This window comes from Euzebyella marina (assembly GCF_014855515.1).
GTDB classification, from domain to species: Bacteria; Bacteroidota; Bacteroidia; order Flavobacteriales; family Flavobacteriaceae; genus Euzebyella; species Euzebyella marina.
Genome location: NZ_JACYFK010000002.1, coordinates 686,972 through 706,132, shown reverse-complemented (window position 1 = coordinate 706,132; position 19,161 = coordinate 686,972). Strand labels below are relative to the sequence as shown.

The following is a 19,161-nucleotide window of genomic DNA, read 5'->3' as shown; positions in this document are numbered from 1 at the left end:
TTGAATCAACAATTTTATTGAATGGATAATTTAGACTATGGAATAATAGGGAATTGCCGAAGTGCGGCCCTTATATCAAAAACAGGAAGTATTGATTGGTGCTGTTTGCCAGAGTTCGATTCTTCTTCGGTGTTTGCCAAACTTCTCGATGAGAAAATCGGAGGTAGTTTTGGGTTTAATGTAGATGGGAGTTATGATATAGAACAGACCTACGTTGGTAACACCGCTATCTTGTTGACTTCTTTTTCAGATGGGGAAAACGCTTTTGAAGTCTATGATTTCATGCCTCGTTATCATTTGGAAGGCGGCGGATATCATTCACCACCAGAAATCGCTCGTTATATCAAACATAAATCGGGTCGGCCTAAATTCACCGTTCAGTATGACCCTAAATTAGAATATGCCTCAGGAAAAACAAGGACCTATGTGAAGCATAACTTCATCGCCAGTTTAACGCATGCAGAGTCGTTCGATACCGTTTTTCTATATACCTCATTTAATAAAAATGCCGTGGTAGAGGGGCGTGAAATGGAAATTACCGAAGATGGCTATTTTCTTCTGGGTTACAACGAGAAAATACTATTGCCGAATACCGAAAAAATGTATTTAGAGCTCGAACGAACCAAAGTATACTGGTTGAATTGGAGCAACAATACCCCCACCTATAGAAAGTATAACAAAGAAATTCACCGAAGTGCCGTGACGCTTAAACTGTTAAGCTATGATAAAACAGGTGCCGTTTTGGCGGCAGCGACTACCTCTTTGCCGGAAACTATTGGCGAAGTGCGCAATTGGGACTATCGTTTCTGTTGGATCAGAGATGCCTCAATGGTCGTGAAAGTGGTGAGCGAGTTGGGCCATAAAAACGTGGCTCGCCGTTATCTTCAGTTCATTATCGACCTAATGCCCGATAAAGATGAAAAGCTTCAGATTATGTACGGCATTAATAAAGAAAAGAAGCTTACAGAAGAGACTTTAGAACACTTGAGTGGGTATAAAGGTTCTAAGCCCGTACGTGTCGGTAATGCGGCCTATATTCAAAGGCAAAATGATATATATGGTATTCTAATGGATGTCATTTATGAGAATTTAGTGAAATTCAGCACCGATATCGCCAATGGCGAAGATATTTGGAGCATTACCAAAGGCATTGTTTGGATTGTTGATAAACACTGGCAGGAGGCCGATAAGGGTATATGGGAGTTTAGATCTGAAGATCGTCATTTTACTTTCTCGAAAGTGCTTTGTTGGACGGCCATTGATCGTGCCATAAAAGTGGCGAAAATTTTCAATAAGCATCACAAAATTGAGAAATGGAAACCTCTGAGGGATGAGATTTGGGCCGATATTTATGAGAATGCATGGAATGATGAGGTAAAAGCTTTTACCCAGTCATACGGTTCTAAGCACTTAGATGCCTCCGTTTTATTGATGGAATCTTATGGATGTATCGATGCCAAACATGAAAAATTTGTTAGTACAGTCGAAGCTATCGAAAAGGAATTGAGTAATGACGGACTTTTGTATCGATACAAAAATGAGGATGATTTTGGGCTGCCCTCATCTTCTTTTACGGTTTGTACTTTTTGGTTTGTCAACAGTCTATTTAAAATAGGGCAGGAGGAAAAAGCGATGGAATATTTTGACAGGTTGCTTAGCTACAGTAACCATTTAGGACTCTTTAGTGAAGATATTGATTTTAAGACCAAAAGGCTTTTAGGAAATTTTCCACAAGCGTATTCTCATTTGGCCTTGATAGAATGTGCCATCAATTTTTCGAACAAGCATAGTGAAGAAAAAATATTGGAATCAATGCGGGAATAAAAACCTAAGTATTACTTATTTATAGGAAGCTATAAATAAGTGATGTTTATTATCTAGAATGACACTTATAAATGATTAAAAAAGAACAGTAAATAATAAAAAAGCACCCAATTCGGGTGCTTTTTTATGTAATGTAAATTCTAACTAGTCAAAAGTATAGCCATTATCCGAAGCCACTTTATCAGCAATTTGATTTCGAAGGGCCACCACGTTCGGGTTATTGGTATACTTGGTGAATCTTTTGAGCCCCATAAGCATCATGCGCTGCTCGTCACCTTCCGCAAAAGAAATAATCGCCTCTTTTCCTCTTTTAATGATAGTCTCAGTGGCATTGTACAAATACAATTGTGCCATGGCAATTTGAGGTGCTTGGTTTTCTTCACCAAAGCGTTTGGCGTTCTTTTCTGTTCTAAGCAGTGTACTTTCCGCCATGTATACCTCTATAAGTATATCAGCGGCCGCAAGCATTAATTGCTGGTGTTGTTCTAACTCAGGGCCGAATTTCTGAACTGCGCTTCCGGCAACCATTAGAAAGACTTTCTTTAATCGAGCCAACAAGTCTTTTTCCTCTGAGAAAAGCTCTGAAAAATCAGGAGTATCAAATGAAGGAATGCCCATAAGTTCATCTGCAACCGCAGTGGCCGGACCCAAAAGGTCAACATGACCCTTCATGGCTTTTTTGACCAGCATGCCTACTGCCAACATTCGATTGATTTCGTTCGTACCTTCATAAATTCTGGCGATTCTCGCATCTCGCCAAGCTTTTTCCATAGGAGCATCGGCACTGAAGCCCATTCCACCAAAGATCTGCACGCCCTCATCTGTCGTGTGCTGAACATCTTCGGATACGGCCACTTTTAAAATGGAACATTCTATTGCATATTCTTCAACACCTTTTAGTTCAGCTTCTTGATGACTATTGCCACCAGCTTGTCGAATGGCAATTCGGTCTTCAATATTCTTAGCTGCCCTGTAGCATGCAGATTCCCCTACATAGGCATTAACCGCCATATCCGCTATTTTTGCCTTAATGGCACCGAAGTTGATAATAGGTGTTTTAAATTGTACGCGCTCATTGGCATATTTGACGCCTTCGGTTACGACCCTTCTTTGGGCTTCTAAACACGCGGCTGCCAATTTTATACGGCCTACATTCAAGGCGTTCATTGCAATTTTAAAACCATTGCCACGCTCAGACAGCATATTCTCAACCGGTACTTTCGTCTCATTAAAGAAAACCTGGCGAGTAGAGGAGGAGTGAATTCCTAATTTCTTTTCCTCATCTCCTAAGCTGATACCATTGCTTGGGTCATTTTCAACAATAAAACCTGTGATATTTTTGTCATTTTCGATTCTAGCGAAAACAATAAAAAGATTGCAGAAACCGGCATTGGAAATCCACATTTTTTGACCTGAAATAGAGTAATGCTTACCATCCTCAGAAAGTATAGCTTTGGTTTTACCGGAATTGGCATCGGAACCTGCTCCGGGCTCAGTTAAACAATAAGCGCCAAACCACTCGCCAGAAGCCAATTTCGGAACATACTTTAGTTTTTGCTCTTCGGTACCATAGAGCGTAATCGGCATCGTACCGATACCCGTATGAGCACCAAATGCTGTACTGAACGAACCTGTGGCCCCAGAGATATAGTCACATACTAACATAGTAGAAACAAAACCCATACCCATACCTTCATACTTCTCAGGTACTGCTACGCTCAAAAGGCCCAGTTCACCTGCTTCTCTCATACACTCTTCCGTATAGGCGTAATCTTTCTTTTCAAAGCGTTCCCAATGTGCCCAAAGTTTACGGTCAACGAATTCTTTGGTGCTGTCACGCATCATTCGCTGCTCTTCATTTAGGTCTTCGAGGGTGAATATATCTTCGCATTTGGTTTCTTTGACCAAAAATTGGCCACCTCTTAAAAGGTTGTCTTTTTGTATAGTTTCAGTACTCATCTTATTGGTTTTATCCTGTTTCTAATTATCGAGGTTATTTAATAGTATTTTAATTACATATCAAAAACCCGTCTACTTCAAAAATTCAAAAATACCGGCTGCCCCTTGACCTGTACCTACGCACATGGTCACTAAGCCATGTTTGCCCTGCATGTTTCTTTTGCGCATTTCATCAAACAATTGAACGGAAAGCTTGGCACCCGTGCACCCTAACGGATGACCTAATGCAATAGCACCGCCATTCACGTTTATAATATCATTATTCAACTCTAATTCACGAATTACGGCTATTGATTGTGAGGCAAAGGCTTCGTTTAATTCAATCAATTCTACATCTGATTGTTGTAAGCCAGCTTGTTTCAATGCCTTTGGAACAGCCTTTACGGGACCAATTCCCATAATTCTTGGCTCAACACCTGCTGCGGCATAACTCACTAAACGAGCTTCAGGTTCTAAATTTAATTCCTTCACCATTTCTTCGCTCATAACCATTACGAATGCCGCACCATCACTTGTTTGCGATGAGTTACCGGCAGTTACGCTACCATTGGCGGCAAAAACAGGCCGAAGCCTACCCAATACTTCCAAAGAAGTGTCTGCCCGTGGACCTTCATCTTTGGTGACTGTATAGTTTTTTGTTGCTTTTTTTCCATCGGAGCCCACATAGGTATGCTCGACTTGAATAGGTACTATTTGGTCTTGAAATCTATCTTCAGATTGTGCTTTTAATGCTTTTTGATGTGAGTTGAAGGCGAACAAATCTTGGTCTTCACGAGAGACTTTGAACTCCTGTGCAACGGCTTCGGCAGTATTGCCCATTCCCCAATAATAATCTTCATGACCAGATTTCACCAAATCGTAGTTCAGCTCGGTTTTGAAGCCTGTCATGGGTACGGAACTCATACTTTCTACCCCGCCGGCAATGATGCAATCTGCCATACCGGACTGAATTTTTGCTGTTGCAATGCCAATAGTTTCTAGCCCTGAAGAGCAAAAGCGGTTGACGGTAACCCCTGGTACGTCGACTATATCTAACCCCATTAAGGAAATCAAACGGCCCATATTAAGACCTTGAGACCCTTCGGGCATGGCATTACCTACAATTACATCGTCTATTCTTTTTTTGTCAAAATCAGGTAGCTTACCCATTAAATATTCAATGGTTTCAGCTGCAAGTTCATCTGCCCTTTTAAAGCGGAAACCACCTTTACCGGATTTACCTACCGCGGTTCTATACCCTTTGACTATATATGCTGTTTTCATATTTGTAATTTGACTGAGGATGATTTGACATAAGACCTAAGACTTGTTCTCCAGGCTTTCCATAAAACGTGAAATCATTCCTTGTAGTGATTGAATTTTTTGTTTTCGAAAATTATGATTTGCTGCCATAGTCTTATGTCTTAAGTCTTTCTTCTTTCAACTAATAACTACCAGACTGATTAATTTCTAAGCGGCTTTCCTGTTTTAAGCATATGCTGTATTCTTTCCAATGTTTTTCTTTCGGTACAAAGGGATAAAAAGGCTTCTCTCTCCAAATCCAAAAGATACTGCTCACTTACGTAGCTAGGTTCCGATAAATCGCCACCGGCCATTACATAGGCCAATTTGTTCGCAATCTTCTTGTCATGTTCACTTATGTATTTGCTCGCTTCCATTGAATCAGTACCCACTAAGAACATACCTAAGGCTTGCTTACCTAAAACTTTAATATCCTTTCTCTTTATAGGTTTGGTATAGCCGGATTCGGCCATCAATTTTGCATGTGCCTTTGCAGTGGCGATTTGCCTATCCTTATTGACAACTACGATATCCTTACCATGTTGAAGTATGCCTAAATCATAAGCTTCATATGCTGATGTAGATACTTTGGCCATTCCGATGGTCAAAAAGTATTCTTGAAGTACGTTCAATTCAACATCGTTCTTTTTAAAGGTGTCCTGTGCCCTTAGGGCAAACTCCTTTGATCCACCACCTCCTGGTATCACGCCTACACCGAATTCGACCAAGCCGATATACGTTTCTGCCGCAGCTACCACCTTATCGGCATGTAACGAAAGTTCGCAACCGCCGCCCAATGTCATGCCGTGAGGTGCGGCAACCGTTGGTATGGATGAATATCGCATTCGCATCATGGTATCTTGAAACATTTTAACGGCCATGTTCAGCTCATCATATTCTTGTTCAACGGCCATCATAAAAATCATTCCGATATTGGCACCAACGGAAAAATTTGCGGCCTGATTACCGACAACCAAGCCTTGAAAATCTTTTTCAGCTAGGTCTATGGCTTTGTTTAATCCGCTAAGAACATCACCGCCGATGGTATTCATTTTAGACTGGAACTCGACATTTAAAATGCCATCACCTAAATCTTCAACAACTACACCGCTATTTTTGAAAACCTCATGGCTCTTACGAATATTATCAAGAATTATAAAAGCATCTTGACCTGGTACCTTTTCCATAGACTTTTTAGAAATGTCATAGAAATAGGTCGCTCCATCTTTTACTGAGTAAAATGAAGTGATTCCTGCTGATTTCATTTCGGAAACCCACTGTGCGGCTTCTTGGTTCTCTGAATTAATGAACTCAAGACCTTTTTCTAAACCAACGGCATCCCAAATTTGGAATGGACCATGTTCCCAACCGAAACCTGCTTTCATGGCGTCATCAATCTTATAAAGCTCGTCTGTTATCTCTGGAACTCGATGGGAAACATAGGCAAACAATTGCCCGAAACTTTTTCGATAAAATTCACCGGCCTTATCCTTACCTCCTGTTAAAATGGCAAAGCGATCGATGACCTTATCCACCGTTTTGGTAAGTTCAAGAGTGGCGAATTTGGCACTCTTTTTAGACCGATAATCCATTGTATCAAGGTCTAAAGTCAAAATTTCACTCTTGCCTTTATCGTCTTTTACTTTTTTATAAAAACCCTGTCCTGTTTTGCTGCCCAACCACTTTTTCTCCATCATGGTGTCGATGAAATCGGGTAATTTGAATAAATCGTGACGTTCGTCATTTGGGCAATTTTCGTAAATACCGTTAGCCACATGAACCAGCGTATCTAGACCTACGACATCAACGGTTCTAAAAGTGGCAGATTTAGGCCTGCCAATGACCGGTCCGGTTAGTTTATCCACTTCTTCAACGGTCATTCCCATTTCTTTTACCATATGAAAAAGACTCTGAATACTGAAAATGCCGATACGGTTACCGATAAAGGCGGGAGTATCTTTTGCCACTACGGAAGTTTTTCCAAGAAACTTTTCCCCATAACCATTTAGAAATTCCAGAACTTCTTGAGAGGTCTTGGGCCCGGGTATAATTTCAAAGAGTTTGAGATATCTGGCAGGATTGAAAAAATGCGTGCCGCAGAAATGTTTTTGAAAATCTTCACTACGACCTTCCGACATAAATTTAATCGGAATACCTGAAGTATTTGAAGTAATTAAAGTTCCAGGCGTTCTATGTTTTTCAAGGTTTTCGAAAACTTGCTTTTTAATATCAAGCCTTTCTACCACTACTTCGATTGTCCAATCAACCTTAGAGACTTTAGCAATATCATCTTCTAAGTTACCTGTAGTTATTCTTGATGCGAATTTTTGATGGTAAATAGGAGAAGGCTTAGATTTAAGGGCTGCAGTCAATGAGTCATTTACCAGCCTATTTCTTACGACTTTGTCATTTAGGGTCAAACCTTTCGCCTTTTCCTTTTCGTTCAGCTCACGAGGAACAATATCGAGAAGTAAGACTTCTACCCCGATATTGGCGAAATGACAGGCAATGCCGCTGCCCATAATACCGGATCCAATAACCGCTACTTTATTAATGTGTTTGTTCACTTTACTAATGTTTATAGGTTAAGAGGTCATTCAGGTTTATGACCGTTAATTGTTTTGTCAGTATTTTGTACGTTCTTTTCAGCAATCATCTCGTTAATCGAATCCATCACCTCAAAAAAGCCGTCAAGTTTATCTTGCGAAACTTTTGACCGTACCGCTTCGTTGAATCGCAAAACGACATTCTTAGAGTCGGTTCTTTTTTCCAGCCCAAAATCGGTTAGATGAATAAGAACCCCTCGACCATCTTTAGGGTTGGGTTTTCTTTCTATCAAACCCTGTTCTTCCATTCTCTTTAAAATGCGAGAGAGACTGGTGGCTTCCATTCCCATTTTCGGACCCAATGATGTAGAGGGCGTTCCTGTTTTTGGGTCAATACTCAAAAGGGTAAAGCCAACGGCCATTGTTGAACCGAATTTTTTTGCCTCTTCGTTATACATTCGAGCTACGGCTTGCCAGGTCGCACGCAGCGCGTAGTCAATAGTAATATCTTTCATCGGTTGGATTTAGGTTATCCAAATATATAAAAATTTATTATGCACGCATAATAAAATGATGAAAAAATATTTAACTGTTACGGCCTTCTTTCCGCTTTTAATTATTGATGATAATTCATTTTAATTATGGGAGGGGGACATCTTAATGCCCATAAATATCATTGTATAGCTCTTGATACTTTTCTCTAATTATTTTTCTTCTGAGTTTCATGGTAGGGGTGAGGTGGCCTTCGCTAATACTCCACACATCGGGTGTTAACCTAAATTGTTTGACCTTTTCCCATTTGGCAAACTTTTCGTTGGCCTCATCAACTTCTTTTTGAAATTGATCCAATACCTTTTCATTCAGAATAATATCTGAGTTCTCAGGAATTGTAATTTGGTTCGCTTTTGCCCACTCGTTCAAATATTCAAAATCGGGTTGAATAAGTGCAGCCGGCATTTTTTCACCTTCGCCCACCACCATGATTTGTTCAATAAAACGAGATTGCTTGAACCTGTTCTCAAGAAGTTGCGGGGCCACATATTTGCCGCCAGAGGTTTTGAACATTTCTTTTTTACGATCCGTAATTTTAAGAAACCCTTCTTGGTCTATTTCTCCGATATCGCCTGTATGAAAATAATTGTCGATGACTACTTCGGCGGTTCGCTCGGGGTCTTTGTAATAGCCCATCATAACTTGCGGACCTTTAATGCATATTTCACCGTCCTCCGCTATTTTTACCTCGGTGCGGGCAATAGGTTTACCCACGGTGCCAATTTTAAATCCTCCGTCTCGCATATCATTGACCGAAATAACAGGAGATGTTTCGGTAAGCCCATAGCCTTCCATGAGTCCGAATTCGGCGGCGTTGAATATTCTAGCCAATCTAGGTTGTAATGCAGCACTACCCGATGCTATCAACATAAGGTTGCCGCCTAATCCCTCCTTCCATTTTTTAAAAATCAGTTTTCGGGCGATTCCGAGTTTTAGCTCATATAGCCGACCATTTTCACCATAAGGTTTGTATTGAAGTCCGATTTCGATGGCCCAAAAGAAAAGTTTCTTTTTAAGTCCTGTTAGCTCTGTTCCCTTAGCCAGAATTTTATCATAGACCTTTTCCAATAACCGAGGGACGGCTGTCATTACATGCGGGCCGGTTTCCTTCAGGTTTTCACTGATTTTATCTAGCGATTCGGCATAGTAAATAGTAACCCCCCTGAACTGATATAAATAAATCAGCATTCTTTCGTAAACATGGCACAGCGGTAAAAAACTTAGTGATTTGGTCTGTCCGTCTTTTATAGGAAAGCGTTTTGAGCTTTCTATGGCATTGCTGACCAAGTTGTCATGAGACAACATTACACCTTTGGGTCTACCTGTTGTGCCGGATGTATATATTAAGGTAGCCAAGTCGGATGGCTTTACATCATTTTTTAACCGGTCTACTTCTTCTTGGTTGGAGGTATCTTTTCCTAATTCAAGTACTTCACTCCAATTTTTGCAAACGGTAAGTTGATCAAAAGAGTAGACATCTTTTAGTGATGGAACCTGATCTCTGATAGCCGCGACCTTATCATACACTTCCTGACATGATACAAAGCAGTACTTGGCCTCTGAATGGTTGAGCACATAGGCATAGTCATCTTCGGAGATTGTTGGATAGATAGGCACGTTCTGCGCACCTAACTGTAAAATTCCGATATCCATTATGTTCCACTCGGTTCTATTGGTCATGCTTATGACCGCTATTTTATCGTTCGGCCCAACGCCCATACGTAATAAGGCCCTGCTCATGGCGTTGGCCTTATCAATATATTCTTGGGTAGAAGTAGCTACCCATTGTCCGTTAACCTTGGTAACCAGTGATTTATCTAGATTGAAATTCTTCAATTGATAATAAGGAAAATCAAAAAGGAGAGTGATATCTGTCATAGTCGGCTGTTATTAACCTGTTGCAAATTATGAAAAGCGAGCGGTATTTTAAAACGGGATTAACAAAATTAGTGCTGTTTTAGTATGAATATTTGAATTTAATCGATAAGAGGGGTGCAGTTCATCGTAATCTCATTTTTGTTCACAATAAATCGTAATGCTTATTGTTATAGGTGATAATTTCATTTTTTGTAGGAAAATACATTATTTAAATTAAATCCGAATTGCATGATGAAAAACTACGTTCGCAACTCTTTCATTTTAACCCATCTTTTGGCTCTTACGGCTTTGTGCAGCCATTATGTAAACGCGCAAGGTGAGCCATTTGAATGTGATTACAATGCCTATCTTTTTCAATATAACGATATTTACGCGGTAGATTTAGCCTCGGGCAGTGCCTATCTAGTTTCTGAAAATGTAACGCCGGGCAATATAAACGCTGCGGCCTATAACTCGGCCGACGGATATATTTGGGGATATTTGTCGACCCCAAGCAAATCAATCGTAAGAATAGGTAAGAATTTTTCAACGGATGTTTATACAATACCGGAACTACCGGATAGTAATAATAAGTATGTGGGAGATATTTCTATCGACGGTATTTATTATTTCAGGTCAGGCTCTTCAACTTATCACGCCGTTGACCTGAATCCTGAATCGAACAACTATTTAGAGTTTATTGGTTCTACCACCCTAAGTCAGAATATCAATATTCATGATTGGGCCTTTAATGCGGTTGATGGTAAGCTGTATACGGTTGAAAAAGGCACCAACATTCTCTATAGAATTGACGCACAAACAGGAGTAGTGCTTCCTTTAGGGGTAGTGCCCATACTTTCCGGACTCAACTATACTTTCGGTGCCGTCTATTTTGATGTAGATGGTAACTTCTATGTTTCTGCCAACCAAACCGGTTCTGTTTATAAAGTTAATAATGTGCACAATATATTGGCAGGAGGCCTCATTCAATCCAATATTTTCGCTTTTGGTCCTGCTTCTTCTCTTAATGATGGTGCGCGATGCCCTACGGCACCTGTACCACAAGAAGATTGCATCAATGGTCTTGATGATGATGGCGATGGTCTTGTAGACTGTGATGACCCGGCGTGCTCAGGGGTAGCCACCTGTCCGGAAATCAATCTAACTTCGGGTGCCAATGATGGAGGACTTGAAAGTAACGACCGTTTATCCGCTTTGATCAGTGAAAGAAATTATAAGAGGGCGGCAACCAATTATAAGTTTGATAAAAAAACCGCTAAAAGGCTTAAAAAGGGAGCATCTTACGGAAAAAGTGGTAAATATTCGGCAAACGCTATTCCGTTAGCAGACCTCATTCCCCTTGATATAATAGGAGAAACCAGCACCATTGAATCTTCACCAGCTGATTTACTTGATTTGACCAATGCTTCAGATATCTATTCCGTTGATTATTTAAAAGGCTCCGATAATATTGGTGCTTTGATGGTCATAAAGACCGAGAGTAAGGTTTATGAGCATAGCAAGTTTATCTGTGACCGATTTTTAGGCGCCCAATTACTTTCGGTTTCAAATATTCAACTAAGGGAAAAAGACTTTATTAAGTCGATTATCAAGCAACCTGACGGGGCTACTGAATTCGCTTTATCGTTCTCGGCCCGAATAGATGGTCAAGGTCAGTTTGTTATTGAATCGCATTGGAATATTGATGCTTATGCCGATAATTCATCGTACTACAATTTCCAAATTTGGGCCAATACAGTCGATGATCTTTTGGCATTGGCCGATGAAATATTGAACCTCTTAGAAGCAAGCGCTACCATCAGCGATTACAAGGCATCAACGCCGCCTCCTGTTTTTGTTAAATCAGCCAAATATGCTAACGGTAAGGTACTGTTGAACTTAGTTAACAATAATAAATCGGGGGGAATAGACCTTCAAGGTGGCTTAAAAAGAACGGAAACGCTTTCAACCGAAAGTATGTCGTTCAGTTCACCTATCGATGGGTATCTTGATTCCATATCGTTACAAACAGGTAGTCTCTTCGATTTTGGTTTTCGAGTGAGTAATACCAAAGGCGGAACACCAGATGATCTTTTTGTGGCTGATGCTCCTTGGGGTCTTGATGCTTCCGCGGAAGGTACTACGGTTAAGACCTATCAAGTGCTTGAATCGACCCAACCGTTTATGGAAGAAGGTTATTCTGTGGAAAGAAATATTGAGCTTAGCGGTCGCACTTCGAGTTACATTGGGGTCTACAGGGCACTGAGCCCAAGGTTTTCGGCGGTTGACCTTTCAGAATACGGAAAGTTAAGTTTTGAGGCGGAAGGTACAGGAACCCTTGAGGTAAAAATAACCAAGGGCGATGGTAGTACCTACTCCGCAAAGGTCGACCTTTCTGCTCAAACGGAGACGCATGTTATAGCAACTGATGACTTCACCAAGAACGGAAAAAGTACCGATTTCTCGAATATTAGGGTGCTTAATTTTAATCTTTTGGCCGAGAACGGTTCGGAAGAAGACAAATCTTTAAAACTCAAGAATGTTAGTTTCAACAATAAAGAGCAACCGAAAGCTTTTATTCTCGATGATACCAATAAATCTCTTTTATTCCCAAATCCTGTAAGAGAGTCTGCAGACCTCTATTTCTATGAGGAAAAAGCAGGTAGTTATCTGCTAGAAATTTATGATTTAACGGGAAAGAAGATGGTTCAGAATCAAATGAGCGGTGATTCACAAAAAGGACAAAATAAAATTACAATTCAAAAACATAGCCTTTCCCCTGGACTGTACCTTTATAAGCTTACCAGTTCGAATGATAGAATTTGGAGTGATAAGATTATGATAAAATAGAAAATTGGGGCCTACAAAACTCATTGTTGGGCATGAAAATTAGCTCTTTCATAAGTGCAGTTTCATGCCCTCATGACTTGCCATAAAACCCAGTTGTTTGTAAAATTCAAGAGCTTCGGTGCGATTTTTATCCGAGGTCAATTGAACTACGTGGGCCCCTTTTTCTTTTGCAAATTCAATTACCCAATCAAACATGTACTTTCCAAGGCCCCTACCACGGTGGTCTTGATGAATTCTTACGGCCTCAATTTGACATCTTATGCCTCCTCTATAGGTCAAATATTGTATAAAGCTCAATTGAAAAGTTCCCAATATGGAAGAATCTACATTTTCGAGCACCATTAAAAATTGATGGGGGTCTTTTTCAATAACCTCAAAAGCCTTGACATAATATTTCGGTAATGGCTTTTCAAAATTTTCTCGTAATCTACCCAATGGGTCATTGGCTAAAAGAGCCACTATTTCTGAAAGATCATTTAATTCAGCTTTACGTATGTTCATATGACCTGCTTTAATATTTGCTTGTATTACATCGAAATTTAAAATATCGATTTAAATCGATTGGTTTTTTCGGTTTTAAATTTTTTAGGGTGAGAAATAACGAAATTCTTACAATCTACACATGTTTTATTACAAAATGTAGGCTTTAACATTTTTAACTGTAAATAATAGATTACTTTTAATAGCCTTTTTTAAGATTTACTCTTTTAGGCCTTACTTATTGTCGACCTCTGCCCATACCTCTTTTGTTCCTCCTAGGTAGGGATATTTTACACATTCTAACATAAAACGATTTAAGGTGAAAGCACTGCTTTTTTACTGTACTCTTCTCTGTTTGCTATGGGGGTGCGGTACAAGAAAATCAGAAACCAACAAACCCATCTCAGCTACCAAAGCCATGAAAGAAATACGAGTTGATGAACAACAAGGTATGGTTGATTATCGAGAAGATTTACAAAAATTCATCATTACCTACCACCAAAAAGAAACTATCGACGGCCAGATTACCTGTATACCTGCCCAAAATGAAATGATTCCCCGAGACCTTCAAAAACCGGGAATACGCGTCGTTTTCTCCGGTTTACTTACCGAGGATCCTACTTTGCCACCACCCCGTATGGGAGGTGAGCAAGTTTTACTTCTTAAGGAGTTAGATAGCATGCATTTGTACAACAAAAACTAAAACATTTATCATGAGTGAAGTTGCAGAAAAAAAGAGCACAAAGAAGCTCAAAAAAGCGGAGTATGTTCCACAGAAATCAACGGACATCAGCGAGCTACAGAAACATTTACAGTTATTCGGGTATTTTAATCCGTCCGATGCGGCCTTTGGTACCGGAAACAATCGTCCGCCACAACCGGAAGACGCGGCCCTTGAGAGCCTGAAATCTTCTTATGTAGAACCGGGCACTATGGATGCCGCCACCGTTGAGGCATTAAAAAAATACCAAGAGTTTCACGGCCTGAAAATTACGGGTAAGTTAGACAAAGAAACTTTAGAAGAGTTAGATACGAGACGTTGTGGTATGCCTGACCTGGGTGAGTTCTCAACCCACGGCAATAAATGGTCAACTATGAACCTGACCTATGGTTTTGACAATTATACCACCGATAATGGGTTGACACAAGCTGCCATTCATGAGGCAATTGAACAGGCCTTTGCTTTATGGGCGGCTGAAACTCCATTAAGTTTTAGACGAGTCGCGAATAGCGCCAGTGCCGATATTCGTATCAAGTTTGTTTCGGGACCTCATGGCGATGGTTCTTCTTTTGACGGGCCGGGAGGGGTGTTGGCCCATGCCTATTATCCGCCACCAAATGCCGGCGCTTTGGCAGGAGATGCCCATTTTGATGAAGCCGAGTCGTGGACGATAAATATACCCACAGGCTCAGGAAAAGTGGACTTGGTCACGGTAGCTGCACACGAATTTGGCCATTCTCTTGGGTTAAGGCATTCAAGTGTAAACGGTTCTTTAATGTTTCCGAGCTATTCAGGGCCTATGAGATATCTACATGGAGATGACGTCGCAGGTATCACAACCATTTATGGGGGGTATTCGATAGAAAGTGCCCCATGGATTCATGGAACCAGTATTCAAGTAGAGTTTCCTGATCGGTTGGAACAAATCACCAGAGCTGGATTTTACACCTATTTGTACGGGAAACCCAATACTACTAATTGGTTTCATTTTGCCTTGCCCACTCCTGTAATTAAGGACCAAAAAAGGCTAAAAATTGTATGTGCCATTCTAAGGTTCAGAACATTTTCGAATAAAGCCTTGGTCAACCATGTTCATATTTATGATGGATATACCAAAATTGCGGCCCACAATAATTTGAATTTGTCTGGTGACAATTGGTTCAAAAAATTCGGGGTGGCCGATAAACCATCGGTCTATTGGGGTCTCGGAATTTCGATAGGCGTTTCTTTCGGAACCGGTAGCCTTAATGAAAGAAGAATGGATTTTGTAGCTGCGGGTTGTGATTTAATCAATTAAGAGTCTTGTAAACAAAAAAGGCCACCTTAATCAGTGGCCTTTTATAACTGTTGCTTTCGTAATTACTTTTAATGTTGCTCCACCCATTTTCTGGCATTGACAAATGCCTCTAACCAAGGAGATACGCTATCGTTTCTGTCTTTTGGGTAGTGAGCCCAGTTCCATGGGAAAATAGATCGCTCAATATGCGGCATTGTAACTAGGTGTCTTCCTGTTTTATCGCACATCATGGCGGTATTAAAATTACTTCCGTTGGGATTGGATGGGTACCCTTCGTAGCCATACTTGGCAACAATTTGGTATTTATCCTCTTCATAGGGCAGACTGAACTTGCCTTCGCCATGGGAAATCCATACGCCTAGTGTAGTTCCGGCCAAGCTCGATAGCATAACGGAGTTGTTCTCCTGTACTTGTACCGAGGTAAAGTTACTTTCGTGCTTGTTCGATTCATTATAGGTCAACCTACCGTGCGTTTCATGATCAGGATTGATAAGGTCGAGCTCCATAAAAAGTTGGCATCCGTTACATATACCAACAGAGAGCGTATCGGGTCGCGCAAAAAAGTTTTTTAAAGCAGCATTTGCCTTTTCGTTGTATTTTATGGCCCCGGCCCATCCTTTGGCGCTTCCTAACACATCTGAGTTGGAGAATCCGCCTACGGCACCTATAAATTGAATATCCTCTAAAGTTTCCCTACCGGTAATCAAATCGGTCATATGAACATCCTTCACATCAAATCCTGCCAAATACATAGCATTGGCCATTTCCCTCTCCGAGTTACTTCCTTTTTCACGTAAAATGGCGGCTTTTGGCCTGCTACCGGAAAAAGGCTTGTAGTCTGTCAGGTCTATCTTTGGGTTTGAAGGAAAGGTGTATGCCAAAGGTTGTTTCTTATAGTTTTGATAGCGGTCTTTGGCGAGACCTTTAGCGGTTTGTTTTTCATCTAAAAGGTATGACGTTTTATACCACATGTCACGTAATGTAGACACGTTCAGACCCATTTGAACCCCATGGTTATTGATACTTAGAACGGCTTGATCACTTACCTCTCCAATTTTTATGAAATCAATGTCTTGTTCTTCAAGAAGTTTTTCAGCTTTTTCATCTTTGAGCTGAAAAACGACTCCAGAGTTTTCAGAAAATAAAAGTTTGATAGTATCATTTTCTTGAAGATCTGTAAGATCAAGATTGGCACCCAAGTTTAAGTCGGCAAAGCACATTTCGAGTAATGTAGTAATCAATCCGCCAGAGGCCACATCATGCCCGGCAACTATGGCGCCACTTCTTATCAGCTTTTGAATCGATTCAAATACCGATTTGAAATAAGAAGTATCATTGATAGTAGGGGCATCGTTACCGATTGCTTTTCTAATTTGAGAAAAGGATGAGCCGCCAAGTTTGAACGAATCTTTCGAAAGATTTACGTAGTATATGGCGCCGGCGTTTTTTTGAAAAACGGGCTCAATTACCTTCTTTATGTCATCGCAATGCGCCGCTGCGGAAATAATTACCGTTCCCGGTGAAATAACGTCACCGTCTTTATATTTCTGTTTCATTGACAGGGAATCTTTACCGGTCGGCACATTGATTCCTAATTCAATAGAAAAATCTGAAACAGCCTGGACCGCTTCATACAAGCGCGCATCTTCCCCTTCGTTTTTGCAAGGCCACATCCAGTTGGCAGATAAGGAAACTGACTTTAGGCCGTCTTTCAACGGCGCCCAAACGATATTGGTCAGGGCTTCTGCGATACTATTTTTACTGCCCGCTGCAGGATTGATAAGCCCAGAAATAGGGGAGTGGCCGATACTGGTCGCTATACCGTTGTTTCCTTTAAAATCCATGGTCATTACTGCACAGTTGTTCAAAGGCAATTGTAAAGGTCCGGCACATTGTTGTTTGGCCACGCGGCCGCCCACACAGCGATCTACTTTATTGGTCAACCAATCTTTACAGGCCACGGCCTCCAATTGTAAAACTTGATCTAAATAGTCATGAAAATGCTCTAATGAATATTGAGGCTCTTTATAAGTTCGCTTGACCGTTGTATCGGTCATAGTGGTCTTCGGTGAACTCCCGAAAATATCAGAAAGGTTAACGTCCATTGGTTTGACCCCTGTAGTCTTTGATTCAAAGGTAAAGCGGTCATCTCCCGTTACATCGCCCACCTCGTACATTGGTGAACGTTCACGATCGGCAATACGATGTAAGAGGTCAATGTTCTTTTGACCGATTACAAGACCCATTCTTTCTTGCGATTCGTTACCGATAATTTCTTTGGCCGATAAGGTAGGATCCCCCACAGGTAATTGATCTAGGTCGATTTTTCCTCCGGTTTCCTCTACCAGTTCAGAGAGACAGTTCAAATGCCCTCCGGCACCATGGTCGTGAATGGAGATAATGGTATTTTCATCGCTTTCGACCATGCCTCGAATGGCATTGGCCGCTCTTTTTTGCATTTCAGGATTGGAGCGTTGAACAGCGTTCAGCTCGATGGCGGAACTAAACTCACCTGTATCGGCACTGGAAACGGCAGCTCCGCCCATTCCAATACGGTAATTATCTCCTCCAAGAATTACAATTTTATCACCCTCTTTCGGACTCTCTTTTAACGCTTGGTCATTTTTGCCATAACCAATACCACCCGCCTGCATAATTACCTTGTCATAACCAAGCCTTCTCGGATTAGTATGGCCCTCATTGGACTCTTTGTTTTCATCATGTTCAAAAGTTAGAACGGAGCCGGCAATCAAGGGTTGTCCAAATTTATTTCCAAAATCCGATGCCCCATTGGAGGCTTTGATTAAGATATCGATAGGGGTTTGATATAACCATTCCCTTTCTTTCATATTCTGTTCCCACGGTCTTTCTTCTTCAAGTCTGGAATAAGCGGTCATGTAAACTGCGGTACCCGCCAAAGGCAACGATCCCTTACCACCGGCCAAACGGTCACGAATTTCACCACCCGATCCCGTAGCGGCACCGTTAAAAGGTTCCACAGTGGTAGGAAAGTTATGGGTTTCAGCCTTTAAGGAAATAACCGATTCAAATTCTCTCTCCTCATAAAAATCAGGTTTATCGGCACTTTTAGGTGCAAATTGTACTGCTTTCGGCCCTTTTAAAAAGGCGACGTTGTCTTTATAGGCCGAAACAATATCGTTCGGGTTTTCCTGAGAGGTCTTTTTGATCAGTTTAAAAAGCGACGAAGGCATTTCTTGACCGTCGATGACAAAAGTGCCATTGAAAATTTTGTGTCTACAATGCTCAGAGTTTACTTGGCTAAAGCCAAAAACTTCGGAGTCAGTGAGTTTTCTCCCCATCTTTTTAGAAAGATCGTTGAGGTAATCAACTTCCTCGCTGCTTAGCGCCAAACCTTCTTTTTCGTTATAGGCAGCAATATCATCGATTTCAAGAATCGGCTCAGGAACCACATGTATGTCGTAAATATCTTGATCTAGCTTCTGATATTTTTGAGATAGCATCGGGTCAAAATCGGTAAAGTCTTTTTTGACCGATTGAAACTCCTCAATTCGAACAACACCGGTAACGCCCATATTTTGGGTTATCTCGGTCGCATTGGTACTCCACGGGGTGATCATTGCTGCCCGCGGGCCAACAAAAAAGGCGTCAATAGACGCCGTGTTTATGATAGGTTGGTTGCCGAACAACCAAACAAGTTTATTAATGTCTTCTTGCGAAAGTTCGCTGGAGACCTGTACAGCGAAAACTTTGGTATTGGCATTACCGAAAAAAAGAACCATTGAATCTTAGGATTGATAGTTTTTAAGAAAGCA

General features: G+C 41.0%; 11 protein-coding genes. 4 read left to right on the top strand and 7 right to left on the bottom strand.

All coding sequences use genetic code 11. The features are described 5' to 3' along the window. Window positions 1-21 precede the first annotated feature (21 nt). A complete protein-coding gene (locus IL356_RS11925; RefSeq protein WP_121848790.1) occupies window positions 22-1,824 on the top strand; it encodes a glycoside hydrolase family 15 protein in 1,803 nt (600 codons plus the stop codon). A gap of 144 nt (window positions 1,825-1,968) precedes the next feature. Here the strand turns inward: IL356_RS11925 and IL356_RS11920 are convergent, their stop codons facing one another. The 5 genes from IL356_RS11920 to IL356_RS11900 form a co-directional block, all read right to left on the bottom strand. Next, complete coding sequence (locus IL356_RS11920) at window positions 1,969-3,783, bottom strand: acyl-CoA dehydrogenase family protein (RefSeq protein WP_121848791.1); 1,815 nt, start codon at window positions 3,781-3,783, stop codon at window positions 1,969-1,971. A gap of 72 nt (window positions 3,784-3,855) precedes the next feature. Then, window positions 3,856-5,046 (bottom strand): thiolase family protein, encoded by a 1,191-nt coding sequence (locus IL356_RS11915; protein WP_121848792.1) that lies wholly within the window; start codon window positions 5,044-5,046, stop codon window positions 3,856-3,858. A gap of 179 nt (window positions 5,047-5,225) precedes the next feature. After that, window positions 5,226-7,631, bottom strand: coding sequence for a 3-hydroxyacyl-CoA dehydrogenase/enoyl-CoA hydratase family protein (locus IL356_RS11910; protein WP_121848793.1), 2,406 nt, complete (start codon window positions 7,629-7,631; stop codon window positions 5,226-5,228). A gap of 26 nt (window positions 7,632-7,657) precedes the next feature. Then, window positions 7,658-8,125 (bottom strand): MarR family winged helix-turn-helix transcriptional regulator, encoded by a 468-nt coding sequence (locus IL356_RS11905; RefSeq protein ID WP_121848794.1) that lies wholly within the window; start codon window positions 8,123-8,125, stop codon window positions 7,658-7,660. A 142-nt stretch (window positions 8,126-8,267) separates the two neighbouring features. Then, window positions 8,268-10,040, bottom strand: a complete 1,773-nt coding sequence (locus tag IL356_RS11900) for an AMP-dependent synthetase/ligase (protein WP_121848795.1) — start codon at window positions 10,038-10,040, stop codon at window positions 8,268-8,270. 228 nt (window positions 10,041-10,268) lie between these two features. Here IL356_RS11900 and IL356_RS11895 point away from each other — a divergent pair, with 228 nt between their 5' ends. After that, window positions 10,269-12,869 carry a DUF6923 family protein gene (locus IL356_RS11895; RefSeq protein ID WP_225621473.1) on the top strand — a complete coding sequence of 867 codons (2,601 nt, stop codon included), beginning with the start codon at window positions 10,269-10,271 and terminating at the stop codon, window positions 12,867-12,869. A 48-nt stretch (window positions 12,870-12,917) separates the two neighbouring features. Here the strand turns inward: IL356_RS11895 and IL356_RS11890 are convergent, their stop codons facing one another. Then, window positions 12,918-13,370 carry a GNAT family N-acetyltransferase gene (locus tag IL356_RS11890; RefSeq protein ID WP_121848796.1) on the bottom strand — a complete coding sequence of 151 codons (453 nt, stop codon included), beginning with the start codon at window positions 13,368-13,370 and terminating at the stop codon, window positions 12,918-12,920. A 397-nt stretch (window positions 13,371-13,767) separates the two neighbouring features. On the opposite strand from IL356_RS11890, the gene IL356_RS11885 reads away from it, so the two are divergent. Beyond that, on the top strand, window positions 13,768-14,052 hold the full coding sequence (locus IL356_RS11885) for a hypothetical protein (protein WP_162987882.1): 285 nt from the start codon (window positions 13,768-13,770) through the stop codon (window positions 14,050-14,052). 10 nt (window positions 14,053-14,062) lie between these two features. Next, window positions 14,063-15,367: a DUF6623 family protein gene (locus tag IL356_RS11880; protein ID WP_121848798.1), complete on the top strand. Its 1,305-nt coding sequence runs from the start codon at window positions 14,063-14,065 to the stop codon at window positions 15,365-15,367. A gap of 68 nt (window positions 15,368-15,435) precedes the next feature. Here the strand turns inward: IL356_RS11880 and purL are convergent, their stop codons facing one another. Then, window positions 15,436-19,128, bottom strand: a complete 3,693-nt coding sequence (purL, locus tag IL356_RS11875) for a phosphoribosylformylglycinamidine synthase (protein ID WP_121848799.1) — start codon at window positions 19,126-19,128, stop codon at window positions 15,436-15,438. Between the last annotated feature and the right edge of the window lie 33 nt (window positions 19,129-19,161).